The 11,956-nt window shown below is 41.0% G+C and carries 16 protein-coding genes; 14 read left to right on the forward strand and 2 right to left on the reverse strand.

The features are described from left to right. The first annotated feature begins 251 nt into the window (after positions 1–251). The 5 genes from LZU85_RS19290 to LZU85_RS19330 all read left to right on the forward strand — a co-directional run bounded on the left by LZU85_RS19290 (position 252) and on the right by LZU85_RS19330 (position 3,765). A complete protein-coding gene (locus LZU85_RS19290; protein ID WP_029628718.1) occupies positions 252–431 on the forward strand; it encodes a DUF645 family protein in 180 nt (59 codons plus the stop codon). 669 nt (positions 432–1,100) lie between these two features. Beyond that, the gene (locus LZU85_RS19300) at positions 1,101–1,778 is read left to right on the forward strand and encodes a hypothetical protein (RefSeq protein ID WP_187567828.1); all 678 of its coding nucleotides are present in this window, start codon (positions 1,101–1,103) and stop codon (positions 1,776–1,778) included. 154 nt (positions 1,779–1,932) lie between these two features. Next, positions 1,933–2,301 carry a VOC family protein gene (locus LZU85_RS19310; protein WP_025638031.1) on the forward strand — a complete coding sequence of 123 codons (369 nt, stop codon included), beginning with the start codon at positions 1,933–1,935 and terminating at the stop codon, positions 2,299–2,301. Between the two features lie 641 nt (positions 2,302–2,942). Continuing rightward, positions 2,943–3,128, forward strand: coding sequence for a hypothetical protein (locus LZU85_RS21200; RefSeq protein ID WP_011150364.1), 186 nt, complete (start codon positions 2,943–2,945; stop codon positions 3,126–3,128). Positions 3,129–3,474: 346 nt separating this feature from the next. After that, positions 3,475–3,765 carry a YkgJ family cysteine cluster protein gene (locus LZU85_RS19330; protein WP_237288189.1) on the forward strand — a complete coding sequence of 97 codons (291 nt, stop codon included), beginning with the start codon at positions 3,475–3,477 and terminating at the stop codon, positions 3,763–3,765. A gap of 160 nt (positions 3,766–3,925) precedes the next feature. On the opposite strand, the gene LZU85_RS19340 is transcribed toward LZU85_RS19330, so the two are convergent. Both LZU85_RS19340 and LZU85_RS19345 read right to left on the reverse strand, forming a co-directional pair. Then, positions 3,926–4,225 (reverse strand): type II toxin-antitoxin system RelE/ParE family toxin, encoded by a 300-nt coding sequence (locus LZU85_RS19340; protein WP_001247271.1) that lies wholly within the window; start codon positions 4,223–4,225, stop codon positions 3,926–3,928. Then, positions 4,222–4,464, reverse strand: a complete 243-nt coding sequence (locus LZU85_RS19345) for a type II toxin-antitoxin system ParD family antitoxin (protein ID WP_011080384.1) — start codon at positions 4,462–4,464, stop codon at positions 4,222–4,224. Before LZU85_RS19345 ends, LZU85_RS19340 begins: the two co-directional genes overlap by 4 nt. Before the next feature lie 222 nt (positions 4,465–4,686). Between LZU85_RS19345 and LZU85_RS19350 the strand changes: the two genes are divergently transcribed. The 9 genes from LZU85_RS19350 to LZU85_RS19410 all read left to right on the forward strand — a co-directional run bounded on the left by LZU85_RS19350 (position 4,687) and on the right by LZU85_RS19410 (position 11,763). Continuing rightward, positions 4,687–5,556, forward strand: a complete 870-nt coding sequence (locus tag LZU85_RS19350) for a DUF2971 domain-containing protein (protein WP_237288191.1) — start codon at positions 4,687–4,689, stop codon at positions 5,554–5,556. A gap of 144 nt (positions 5,557–5,700) precedes the next feature. Further along, positions 5,701–6,180, forward strand: a complete 480-nt coding sequence (locus tag LZU85_RS19355; RefSeq protein WP_237288193.1) for a GNAT family N-acetyltransferase — start codon at positions 5,701–5,703, stop codon at positions 6,178–6,180. A 605-nt stretch (positions 6,181–6,785) separates the two neighbouring features. Further along, positions 6,786–7,232, forward strand: a complete 447-nt coding sequence (locus tag LZU85_RS19360) for a GNAT family N-acetyltransferase (RefSeq protein WP_237288203.1) — start codon at positions 6,786–6,788, stop codon at positions 7,230–7,232. 136 nt (positions 7,233–7,368) lie between these two features. Beyond that, complete coding sequence (locus LZU85_RS19370; protein WP_237288204.1) at positions 7,369–8,169, forward strand: HNH endonuclease; 801 nt, start codon at positions 7,369–7,371, stop codon at positions 8,167–8,169. Positions 8,170–8,321: 152 nt separating this feature from the next. Further along, positions 8,322–9,047 (forward strand): hypothetical protein, encoded by a 726-nt coding sequence (locus LZU85_RS19380; RefSeq protein WP_176299860.1) that lies wholly within the window; start codon positions 8,322–8,324, stop codon positions 9,045–9,047. 136 nt (positions 9,048–9,183) lie between these two features. Continuing rightward, complete coding sequence (locus LZU85_RS19390) at positions 9,184–9,555, forward strand: RidA family protein (RefSeq protein ID WP_237288205.1); 372 nt, start codon at positions 9,184–9,186, stop codon at positions 9,553–9,555. A 705-nt stretch (positions 9,556–10,260) separates the two neighbouring features. After that, positions 10,261–10,614: an NUDIX domain-containing protein gene (locus LZU85_RS19400; protein ID WP_237288221.1), complete on the forward strand. Its 354-nt coding sequence runs from the start codon at positions 10,261–10,263 to the stop codon at positions 10,612–10,614. A 138-nt stretch (positions 10,615–10,752) separates the two neighbouring features. Further along, on the forward strand, positions 10,753–11,223 hold the full coding sequence (locus LZU85_RS19405; protein ID WP_237288206.1) for a GNAT family N-acetyltransferase: 471 nt from the start codon (positions 10,753–10,755) through the stop codon (positions 11,221–11,223). A 144-nt stretch (positions 11,224–11,367) separates the two neighbouring features. Further along, on the forward strand, positions 11,368–11,763 hold the full coding sequence (locus LZU85_RS19410) for a hypothetical protein (protein WP_237288207.1): 396 nt from the start codon (positions 11,368–11,370) through the stop codon (positions 11,761–11,763). Positions 11,764–11,956 lie beyond the last annotated feature (193 nt).

Here is an 11,956-nt window from a genome sequence, read left to right on the forward strand (position 1 = left end):
GCGGTTAGTTTTAGTGGTGAAAGTGGTCTGCGGGAAGTTGGTTTGTGCGGCATTCACCCCTTAACGCAGCGTTAGTTTCTCTCAAGAAAAATCATCAAAAATTCACGCACAAAGTTCTGAAAATTCAGCTTTTAGCGTTCAAATTGCACAATTGGGCTTTTGAGTTTTTCTTGATACTGATTTGGTAGAAAGCGTTGAAAGTTCAACAGTTTCAAAGTCGTTTTAAGCCATCAAATCTCGATGCTTCAACTCTGTTGGATGTTCAACACTCAAAGTTTGGTTTCGCAAATGGCTTCATCATCGCTGAAATTATGCTTTCTTTGTCGCGGACTCTTAACCGTGGTCAACTTAACCTTGATCGTTTTGAGTTTTGGCAGCCAACTTCACAGCTTTTGGTGTTGGACGTGTGTTTGTTTGATGCATTTGCGTAAAATGATTTTCAAACAAATGTGTTAAAAAAGTCATTGTTAAACAATGGGCTACGAAACTAACAAGCGCCTCAAGAGGGACTGTCAACGCGTGGCGTTTCCAGTCCCATTGAGCCGCGGTGGTTATGGTTGTTGTGTTTGAGTTTAGTGGTAGTGCGTTGCCAGCCCCTTAGGCGGGCGTTATGTTTAATCACGTAAAATCAGTTGCTTGCATCTTTTCTTGGCTTTCTAATTTTGGTCTTGTCGGCAAGTGACTTTAGTGGTCGCTGTTTTCTGGACTTCAATTCGTGGGCGCTAAAAATTCAGAGAACTGCCTCATTTAATTTCAGTGTGTTTGTAAGTTGAATGAAGCGATCCTAGTTTCAAAGTCCGAGCTCCAGTTTTGGTATCTCACGCTAAAACTCAATATCAGTAAAATCAAATTTATGAGTTAATTCAGTTTCTTAGCATCTGGTTTTGGTTTGCAGAGGTAAGTCGAGTTAAGCTCTTGGTTTCGTAAACTTAACCCTTTGAGCCTTAAACATAACAAGGCGTTCAAGAGGGATTCATGCCGCGTGGCATTTTTGGTATGCGGTTGGTTTTGGTGGTGAAAGTTGTCTGCGGAAGGTTGGTTTATGCGGCATTCACCCCTTAACGCAGCGTTAAGCAGATTTCATTACCTCATGGAGTTGTATGTACCAACTTAAAATAGTAGTTAATTATATTCGCCAAGTATTGAAAATTCCGCCACTACAGACGGGGTTATTGGGTTTAAGACAAAGTTATGAGTGTAAATATCGTGTAATAAATGTCCCTGAGACACCGTATCCCCGCCCTAGAGGAAAATCAAGTGCATTAAAGCTTGGAGAAAACTGTAAATTAAGCTTAAAAAACGTTTCATTACATGGGTTTGATAAAGGCGTTGATATGCTGAGCTCGAATTCTGTAAATGCTAAAAAGGTGGAGATTAACTATTGTAAAACAGGTTTTTTTGTTCGTGCATCTGAGAAAAAAGTGGAGAAGAACATGGCGTTAGATTTAAACAATGTAAAATTCAAAAAAGGTGATGTTGGTGTCGTCGCTCCGGATACATATGATATCAAAGCTAGGAATGTAGACTTTGAAGAGGTCAGAGTTGGCTTTGATATTTATGTAAGTAAATCTCAAATAGTTGAAATGGGGCTGCCAGAAAACACCCCAATTGAGTTGATTTCTGAAGCAATTCAGATAATCAAGAGTAACCAAGAAAAAGAAGCTGTTGAAAATTTATCTAAGTCTAGGTTGTTTACTTGGTTAGGAGTTGCTTCAAATTCAGTGACTATAGCGACCCCAATTGTCCAAGCCTTGTTCGCTTATGCTACATCTGCTTAACAAACTGTTTAAGAGTGATTCGCAACGCGTGGCATTTTTGCTATGCGTTGGTTTTAGTGTTTAAGGTAGTATGCGGGAGCTTCGGTATTGCGTTGCTCACACCTTAACAGGGCGTTATATGCTTTCAAAATCTGTGAGCAAAAGGGAGTTTAAAGTGATTCTAAATCATGTCTCAGTTGGTGTTTCAAATGTTCCATCTGCGGTGGTTTTTTACGACTCAGTTCTATCTGCTTTGTCCATAAAACGGGCTCATTACATCGAGAATGTCGCGGCTGCCTACGGCGAAAACTTTGAGTTTTGGGTAGGTTGCCCATGTGAAAATGCAGCCTCTTCAGGTAATGGAATTCACATTGCTTTCAATGCTCCAAACAAAGAAGCTGTTGACCAGTTTTATGCTACTGCATTAGAGCTTGGTGGCGAGTGTGCCGGTAAGCCTGGCTTGCGTCCAGAGTACGGTGAGACTTACTATGCAGCGTTTGTCCGCGATGTTGACGGTAACAAGATTGAAGCAGTCTTTATGTAGCTGAAGCTACGCATATAACAAGGCGTTCAAGTGGGATTTGGCACGCGTGGCATTTTCAGTTTGCGTTGGTTTCAGTGGTTACGGCACTGTGCGGTAGCTTTTGTATTGCGTGCCTGCACCCCTTAACGCGGCGTTATGCTTAATCACGTAAAATCAGTGGTTTATGATTTTTCTTTGTTCCCCAGGCTTGTTTGTTTCGAGTTTTTCGGCAAGGCGGCTCCAGTGGGCGCTGTTTTCCGGACACTTATTCTTTGGCGCTAAAAACTCTGAGAATTGCCTCAATCAATTCTCGGGCAAGCGCGAGGTTAGGGCGGTTGGCTCAATCAGAAATCCATTTCTAGGTTTTCAAACTTCAAACCAGATTTGCCAAAATTCCGAGCCTGATTATCAAAACTATGATTCATTTCGGTTTTCTACGTTTTGGCTTTTGTGTGTAAATCAAAGTCGAGTTAATCTTGGTTCTGGTCAAACGTAACCCATTGAAGCTTAAGCATAACAAGGCGTTTAAGAGGGATTCATGCCGCGTGGCATTTTTGGTATGCGGTGAGTTTTAGTGGTGAAAGTGGTCTGCGGAAAGTTGGTTTATGCGGCATTCACCCCTTAACGCAGCGTTATGCTTAATCATGTAAAATCAGTGGTTTATGCTTTTTCTTTGTTCCCTCGGCTTGTTAGTTTCGAGTTCGTCGGCAAGTCAGCTTTACTGGGCGCTGTTTTCCGGACACTTATTCTTTGGCGCTGAAAATTCAGAGCGTTGCCTCAGTCAATTTTCGGGTAAGCGTGAGGTTAGGGAAGTTGGCTCAATCAAAACTTTGAACTTAGGTTTTTGAGTTTTAGCAGCCAGATTTCAAAGTCCGATTTTCAAAACTATGAGTCATTTCGGTTTTCTACGTTTTGGCTTTTGTTTGTAAATCAAAGTCGAGTTAATCTTGTTTCTAGAAAAACGTAACCCATTGAAGCTTAAGCATAACAAGGAGTTTAAGCGGGATTCATGCCGCGTGGCATTTTTGGTATGCGGCGAGTTTTGGTGGTGAAAGTGGTCTGCGGAAAGTTAGTTTATGCGGCATTCACCCCTTAACGCAGCGTTATGGCTCACAAGATAAGTAATCTCAGAAATGAAGGTTGTTCGCATCAAATTTACGGTATCATGCGCAATTGACTAAACTGTAGTTACTTATGCTTATACCAACTAATACACCTTCTTCCTCAAATGTATCTTGCTCAAACTGCAAAGCTTGCTGCTGTCGTCTTGAAGTTATGATTATCTCTGATACCGGCGCGCCAGAAGAGTTCATCGCACGTGATCAGTATGGAGGTGAAACAATGATGCGATTAAATGATGGTTGGTGTGCGGCTTTAGATAGAAATACTCTAATGTGCGCAATTTACGAAAATCGTCCTTGGATATGCCGCGAATTCGAAATGGGTTCTAATGAGTGCTTAGATGAACGTGTTAAGTTTATATAAAACAACGGATTAGATTTTTGTTTATTCGTGAGTTGTAAGCCATAACAAAGCGTTCAAGAGGGACTTGGCACGCGTGGTATTTTCGGTTTGCAGTTTATTTAGTGATTAAGGTGTTATGCAGTCACGTTTGTAGTGCGTGCCTGCGCCCCTTAACGCGGCGTTATGCGCCAAAAATTGGATTCACATCCATGCTTTTGTGGAGGATACGGATAATTTCAATATTTTGACTGCCGATCTGACGATAAAATATTACGTGGCTTCCTTGTGGAAACTTTCTGTAGCCATCGCGAATTTCGTCACAGGCTTTACCAATGTCAGGATTTTCGGCTAACAGCCAAAATGAGTCATCAAACTGTTTTAGATAAATATTTCGCTGTTCGCGACCCCAACGTCGAGAGGTAAACAAGGCTATATCTCTTAAATCAGATTTCGCCTTGTTAGTTAACTGAAATGGTCTCATTTTCTCTCTTCGCTATCTAACTCATTGATAAACGAATCAAGGTCATAATCCGCAACTCCACTTTCTTCGCCCTCAACAAGCAACTGGCGTAAAGTGTTCATTTTAGTTTCTTGGGTTTCAAGTAAACGTAAAGCAGAACGAATGACTTCACTTGCAGAGCCATAGCGACCGCTTTGGATTTGATTAGCAATAAAACCGTCAAAATGGTCACCCAAAGTAATACTAGTGTTCTTAGCCATAACTTAGTCCTCAATACCAATAGATACCTAATTATGGTATTAGTTGGGCTTGGATGCAAGGCGCATAACAAAGCGTTTAAGCCGGATTCGCAACGCATGGCATTTTGGGTCTGGCTTAGCTTTAGTGTTTACGGCACAATGTTTTAGGTTAGGTGGTCTGCGTTGCTCACCACTTAACGCGGCGTTATACCGTTTTGAAAAACTAGTACGAGGGTTTGATAGTTGGTTAAAAGTTTATATAGGTTTTTCCCTTACAATGCTCATGATTTAGATGCTTTGGCTAACAATTATCTATGGTTTAGCTCTTACTCAGATTTCAACGATCCGTTTGAAGATGTATTCGTCCAAAATGCAATTCATAGTGATTTAGGCGAATATGAGCAAAACAAGGCTATACGCATGTATAGAGAGCTACACAAAAACGACGCCAGTGAACAAGAACTCAATGATATTCTTACTGAACTTATAATTAAGGGAAAACTTGCTAGCTATTATGAGCAACACTTAAAGAGAATAGTGTCGTTTACTCAAAAAGAACTACTTGAACATGTTCAAACTACTAAAGCATGTTGCTTGGTTGCTGATGGAGCCCAGGGTAATAGTGCGTTGCGAAACAAGCTGATGTGGTCACACTATGGGAATGGTCTTAGAGGCTTTTGTATTGAATATGATTATTCCCAATTAATTAGGAGTTTATCTGACTGTGCAGGGCAGGAAATCGGCTTGTGTCCAATGGAGTATCGTGAGCTTCAGAAATACACTCTAATAGATCTTTTCCTCGGAACTGTTGAAAAAAGAGGTAATAGCTCTGGTAAAAACCTCAATATTGGTTCTCTAGTATCGACAAAGTCGTCGGAGTGGTCTTATGAAAATGAATTTAGATTGATAGTCAAAAATAAACAGAATATGAACTACTTTTCGTCGAATGCTATTAAATCAATTACTTATGGTGAGAAAATGCCGGAAAGTAAACTCACTACGTTACTTTCGGTATTAAAAGGGAATCAAGATATCAATTGTGAGGTCTATCGAGCATACATTGACCTAGAGTCATTCGAAATTGAAAGAGAGTTCCACTCAAAAACGGTATAACAAACAATTTAAGAGGGATTCCCAACGCTTGGTATTTTGGCTTCTACTTCAAGTTAAGTGTTTATGGCACAATGCTTTAGGTTGGGTGGTGGCGTTGCTCACCCCTTAATTGGGCGTTAGGCGCTATTCACTTTAGGATTAGGGATGAACGTAGAATTTAAAGTGATCAATTTGGCGCAAGATTATAATTTTTGCGTAGCTGCTCGAAAGGATGCTTACTATTGCAGTTTCGAGACCTTTTCGGGTTTTGATGATTTCATAGCAGGTTATCGAGAACGAATCCAAGAAAGGCAATCTGAAGCAGGTTGGTTTTACATCCATATCTGGTTGGATGGAATATTGGTAGGGCAGTTAGAGTTTCGTTCTTTTTCACCCGAGCCAGAGACCGGTTATGTTCATTTGGTGTACTTGTTGCCTGAAGTTCGCGGTTCTGGTTTGAGCCAGCAAGTTCAGGCCTACATCGAAACAGAATTAGCACGAGCGGGTTGTGAGCGTGCTGTGCTTTCCGTGAGTAGAACGAACGCAAGGGCGTTAAGGTTCTATAAGCGCAATGGTTGGGTATATTGTTGCCCTAATCTGAAGCACGATGAAACCGATTTTTACCAATTACAGCTGCGCGCCTAACAAGGCGTTCAAGAGGGATTCATGCCGCGTGGCACTTTTGGTATGCGGTGAGTTTTAGTGGTGAAAGTGGTCTGCGAAAAGTTGGTTTATGCGGCATTCACCCCTTAACGCAGCGTTATGCTTAATCACCTAAAATCAGTGGTTTATGGTTTTTCTTTGTTCCCTTGGCTGATTGGTTTTGTGCTTGTCGGCAAGTTAGCTTCAGTGGGTGCTGTTTTTGGGACATCCATTCTTGGGCGCTACAAATTCTGAGAATTGCCTCAATCAATTTTCGGTAAGTGCGAGGTTAGGTCGGCGGGCTCAATTAGAAATTCGTTTTTAGGTTTCCAAGTTTGAGTGGTCAGAATCCCGAGTCTGATCATCAAAACTATGAGTAATTTCGGTTTTCTACGCTTTGGCTTTTGTTTGTAAATCATAGTCGAGTTAATCTTGGTTCTATTAAAACGTAACCCATTGAAGTTTAAGCATAACAAGGCGTTCAAGAGGGATTCATGCCGCGTGGCATTTTTGGTATGCGGTTGTTTTTGGTGGTGAAAGTGGTCTGCGACAGGTTGGTTTATGCGGCATTCACCCCTTAACGCAGCGTTATGCCTAAGGTGAAATTGATGATAAGGCAGCTTGATGCTAATGAAAAATCAGTGGTTGAACTGTCAGAGCGTTGCTTCGATGAACTTCGCCAAGTTTACAGGCCAACTGTGGTCGCAGTTAGCAATAAAAACAGTGCTAAAAGTGAGTGGAGTTGCTTTGGTTTCCATTTTGATGAGGTTTTAGTTGGAGCTAAACAGGTTGGCTCAGAATTACAGCTTAGCTCGTTAGCAGTCGCACCAAGTTTTCGCCAAAAAGGTGTAGCTAGAAAGCTCATAGATTTCGTTGTTACACAGTTTAAGTCTATTAACTCAGTCTCGGCTTGGTGTGTTGAGCAAACAGGTAATGTCGCTGTTTTTAAGGCACTAGGCTTTAATGTGGTTCAACGTTTTGATTCAGACTTTTTCATACTTTCCGACGGTTCAAAAGCGGTAGAAGTTCAGTTAAAACAAAAAGTAACGGCATAACAAAGCGTTTAAGAGGGACTTGGCACGCGTGGCATTTTCAATTTGCGTTGTGTTTAGTGGTTAAGGTGTTATGCAGTCACTTTTGTATTGCGTGCCTGCGCCCCTTAACGCGGCGTTAGGAAATTTGAGGGAAGTTATGTACGCGGTAATAGTAGAAAATGATGTTTCCCAATGGGACGATGACACCGGTGTTTTGTATCATTTTCCGAAGAGGTACTTAAAGTATCTAGAGCCAGGAACTCAGGTCATTTACTATAAGGGACGTATTAAAGACAAAGCGTATCAAGCAAGTAGGTTGTCTAACGAACCTCACTACTTTGGTATTGGAACAATAGGCAAAGTATTTCCCGATAGAAATAGTTCTAAAAGTGACTACTTCGGCACTATCGATAGCTTTGAAACATTTTCTAAGCCAATCCTTGCCAAAATTGATGGTAAGTATTTAGAGAGTATTCCCTCTAACCTAATATCAAATTATTGGAGAAACGGTGTTAGACCCATATCCAAAGAAAACTACGACCTGATATTAGAACACCTTTCTAAATATGCATTGCAAACGGCCAAGCCTAAGTACGGAGTGGAAGAAAATAATGACCAATCAAACATGTTTGAGTCATTTCATGAGGGTAACTTCAACAAGAAGTACGTAACGACTTATGAGAGAAATCCAAAATTAAGGCGCCAAGCAATAGCAATTCACGGAGCTATTTGCGCTGCGTGCGGTTTTGACTACGGTAAAGTTTATGGCAGCGTCGGCGAGGGTTACATTCATATCCATCATAAAGTTCCAGTGTCGCAATTAGGCACTTCAACGTTAGTGGATCCAGAAATAGATCTAGTCCCGTTATGTGCAAATTGTCACGCAATGGTCCACAGGAAAAAAGATCATACTCTGTCAGTAGAAGAGCTCACAGTACTGCTGGGTTCAAATTCCTAACAAACAATTTAAGAGTGATTCGGCACGCGTGGCATTTTTACTATGCGTTGGTTTTGGTGGTTAAGGTGGTATGCGGCAGCATCGATATTGCGTGCCTCACACCTTAATTGGGCGTTATACGTTTTAATCAAAATTTCGAGGAAAGAGGTGATATGATTTTAGACTGTTCGTCTTATGAATCTGTAAAACGGTCACTTTGTGATGCTTTCCATACAACAGAGGAAGAGCTTATTTCAGTTCTCAAAAGTGTCGAAAATGACAAACAAATCGATTACTACACACTTGAAAAGAATGTTGAACGTGCTGCTCGAGAAAAGCTCGGTGAACCTGATAGTGAGCTTGAAATATTGTGGTTTCATGCTACTCGTGTTGAAGACCATAAATCGTTTAGCGAACATGGGATTCTTACGAAAAGTTTAGTCAAAGATCAGTTAGTCCAAAGATTGTCTTCATTAGCATCTGGTTTAGAAAAATCAGGTTGTAATCCTTTTTCCTTATCTATGTCAGGGAAAAATGGCGATCATGATGAAGGACCATTTGCCTTCCTCATAAAGGTAGTTGCTATTCAAGCCCCAGGATCAAACCATAACTATACTGATGCTCCTGAGTTGGTTGAAGATATTGCAGGAACTTTACTCGGTAATAACTATAAAGAACTGGTATTCCGCTTTCAGGAAATTACAAAACCATACCTAGTTTCCTTTACTGCTAAACCGAGAGGAGACGAGGTATTTAAAGCTTTGTTCTTTCTGAAATTGATGGTGGATGGTGAGACCGAATTAGATGCAGGTGAAAGTGCTAATACTTTCTTCAATTCTAATGCAGAGGTTATTTCACCTGATAGGATTAAAAGTCTTCATAATCTAGCAAACGTATAACAAACAATTTAAGAGTGATTCGGCACGCGTGGCATTTTTAGTATGCGGTGGTTTTAGTGGTTAAGGTGGTATGCGGCGGCATTGATATTGCGTGCCTCACACCTTAATTGGGCGTTATGTTCTAGGGAGAAATCAAGTGGTTGAACGGGTTACTTACGAAAGCTTACCTGAAATTGCAGGACCTTACGTCCATGCAACAAAGCACAACAAAACACTTTATCTATCAGGGCTTACAGCTTATGGCACAGAATCCCAAGCCTTTGGTCTAACAGAGCAGACTGAAGAGATTCTTGAACAAATCTCAGAAGTACTTAGATTAGAGAAACGCTTAAAAAGCGATTTGGTGAAACTAACAATTTTTGTTCGTGATATGTCCATGTTGGGTAGCATCAGAGAGCAGTTATTTAACTTCTATGACGGCAATTTACCAGCATGCTCATTGGTAGAAGTTTCTAAGCTAATTCATGCGGATTTGCAGATAGAAATTGAGGCAGTCGTAGCGCTGTAAGTACGAACATAACAAGCAATTTAAGAGGGATTCTCAACGCTTGGCACTTTAGCTTCTACTTCAAATTTAGTGTTTACGGTGCAATGTGTTAGGTTGGGGGATGGCGTTGTTCACCCCTTAATTGGGCGTTATGCTTAATTACGTAAAATCAGTGGTTTATGGTTTTTCTTAGTTCCCTCAGCTTTTTAGTTTTGTGCTCGTCGGCAAGTTGGCTTTTTTGAGCGCTGTTTTTCGGACACTTATTCTTTGGCGCTAAAAACTCTGAGAATTGCCTCAATCAATTCTCGGGCAAGCGCGAGGTTAGGGCGGTTGGCTCAATCAGAAATCCATTTCTAGGTTTTCAAACTTCAAACCAGATTTGCCAAAATTCCGAGCCTGATTATCAAAACTATGATTCATTTCGGTTTTCTGTGTTTTGGCTTTTGTGTGTAAATCAAAGTCGAGTTAATCTTGGTTCTATTAAAACGTAACCCATTGAAGTTTAAGCATAACAAGGCGTTCAAGAGGGATTCATGCCGCGTGGCATTTTTGGTATGCGGTGAGTTTTGGTGGTGAAGGTGGTCTGCGGAAAGTTGGTTTAGGCGGCACTCACCCCTTAACGCAGCGTTATATGCACGGGAGAGTTCAGTGGAAGAAAGAGTCCGGAAAAGGGAAGTAAAAGTCTGCCCTGTAGTGCTCAGAAAGTCAGGAAACTATCGTGAGTTAATGCTGTTTGAACATCCATTAGCTGATGTTCAACTTGTTAAAGGAACACTAGAGTCGTCGGACATTTCTATCGAAAGTGCAGCTTTGAGAGAGCTGGAAGAAGAATCTGGGTTATCTAGTGTATCGAGCACTCACTATCTCGGCTGCTGGGAAAGCGGTTTTCAAAATCAATTGTGGCATTTTGTGCTTTGCGAAATAGACCAAGAACTACCGAATAGCTGGAGTTTCTTTACTCAAGATGACGGTGGGCATGAGTTTAGTTTCTTCTGGCATAAAGTAGGAAGTAAGCCCGATTTTAAGTGCCATAAAGTATTCTTTGACGCCATAAAGCAAGTCGAAATTCTGTGCATATAACAAACAATTTAAGAGGGATTCCCAACGCTTGGCATTTTTGCTTCTACTTCAAGTTTAGTGTTTATGGCACAATGCTTTAGGTTAGGGGGGAGGCGTTGTTCACCCCTTAATTGGGCGTTAGCTGCTTAGAGAAAATTTATGATTCGTGATGCTCAAATCAAAGATTTAGATGTGTTGATTAGCCTTTTCATAACCGAGAATGAGCACAATTCAGACTTAGCCCCAGATGTTGTTCGCAAAACTGAAGATGTACTAAATGAGACTGAGCTTCAAAACATTCTATCTGATGAATGCCAGTTACTTATTGTTAGCGAGCACGATGGAAAGGTAGTTGGAGCTTTATTGGGGAATCTCACCAATGTTAAAGAGCGTCGTTGGACGCAATCACGAACGTATGGGTATATTGAAGAGTTAATCGTTTCTAGCGAAGCTCGAAAGTTGGGTGTAGCTACAGGGCTAGTTTCTTACTTTTCTGACTGGGCTAGTGCTCTTGGCGCTAGTTCAGTTGACCTGCATGTTTGGTCAAACAACACAGGAGCTATCGGTTTTTATACTAGCGCCGGATTCGAATCAAAACAGAACCTGCTCTCCAAAAAGCTACGCAGCTAACAAAGCGTTTAAGACGGATTCCCAACGCTTGGCATTTTCGGTTTGCTTTGAATTTAGTGTTTACGGCACAATGCTTTAGGTCAGGTGGTAGCGTTGCTCACCACTTAACGCGGCGTTATATTAATTTTGAGAACGGAGTACAGAATGAATGATGTAATCGGCTCTATTGGTCAAGCCATTGGATTAGCTAAACGCTTGAGAGAAATAAGTAAAAATATAGAAGATGCTGAGTTTATAAATGTTCTTGCTGATCTCAATCGGGAATTAGCAACTACAAAACTAGCTTTAGCTGATGTTATTGAGCAAAACGCGCAGCTTAAAATGGAAATTAATGAGCTAAAGAATTCACAAGGGAGCAATATTGGGGATCTCGAGTTTCGAGGCTTTGCTTATTTCAAAAATAATAATGATGGTCCATTTTGTTCTGCGTGTTATGAAACAAAGAATCAGCAGGTTAGACTAAGTAAGACTACAGGGATGCGTCAAAGATTGGGTGACTTTAAATGCCCGTCTTGTAATCAAACATACAGTAGCCAATAAATATAACAAACGCTTCAAGAGGGACAGCCAACGCGTGGCATTTTCACTATGCTTTGGCTTTTGTGGTTACAGTGTTATGCGGAAAGTTTGTTGTAGCGTTGTCTGCCCCTTAAGCGGGCGTTATGCTTAATCACGTAAAATCAGTGGTTTATGGTTTTTCTTTGTTCCCTCAGCTTTTTGGCTTTGAGCTCGT

The organism is Vibrio floridensis, assembly GCF_021852965.1.
Lineage (GTDB): Bacteria > Pseudomonadota > Gammaproteobacteria > Enterobacterales > Vibrionaceae > Vibrio > Vibrio floridensis.

Bases quoted from the DNA above. Each gene is read 5' to 3' on its own strand.
- LZU85_RS19355 (WP_237288193.1), top strand. From the start codon at position 5,701: ATGAACGTAGAATTTAAAGTGATCAATTTGGCGCAAGATTATAATTTT.
- LZU85_RS19380 (WP_176299860.1), top strand. From the start codon at position 8,322: ATGATTTTAGACTGTTCGTCTTATGAATCTGTAAAACGGTCACTTTGT.
- LZU85_RS19400 (WP_237288221.1), top strand. From the start codon at position 10,261: ATGCTGTTTGAACATCCATTAGCTGATGTTCAACTTGTTAAAGGAACA.
- LZU85_RS19405 (WP_237288206.1), top strand. From the start codon at position 10,753: ATGATTCGTGATGCTCAAATCAAAGATTTAGATGTGTTGATTAGCCTT.
- LZU85_RS19370 (WP_237288204.1), top strand. From the start codon at position 7,369: ATGTACGCGGTAATAGTAGAAAATGATGTTTCCCAATGGGACGATGAC.
- LZU85_RS19410 (WP_237288207.1), top strand. From the start codon at position 11,368: ATGAATGATGTAATCGGCTCTATTGGTCAAGCCATTGGATTAGCTAAA.
- LZU85_RS19300 (WP_187567828.1), top strand. From the start codon at position 1,101: ATGTACCAACTTAAAATAGTAGTTAATTATATTCGCCAAGTATTGAAA.
- LZU85_RS19360 (WP_237288203.1), top strand. From the start codon at position 6,786: ATGATAAGGCAGCTTGATGCTAATGAAAAATCAGTGGTTGAACTGTCA.
- LZU85_RS19345 (WP_011080384.1), bottom strand. From the start codon at position 4,464: ATGGCTAAGAACACTAGTATTACTTTGGGTGACCATTTTGACGGTTTT.
- LZU85_RS21200 (WP_011150364.1), top strand. From the start codon at position 2,943: ATGCTTTTTCTTTGTTCCCTCGGCTTGTTAGTTTCGAGTTCGTCGGCA.
- LZU85_RS19330 (WP_237288189.1), top strand. From the start codon at position 3,475: ATGCTTATACCAACTAATACACCTTCTTCCTCAAATGTATCTTGCTCA.
- LZU85_RS19340 (WP_001247271.1), bottom strand. From the start codon at position 4,225: ATGAGACCATTTCAGTTAACTAACAAGGCGAAATCTGATTTAAGAGAT.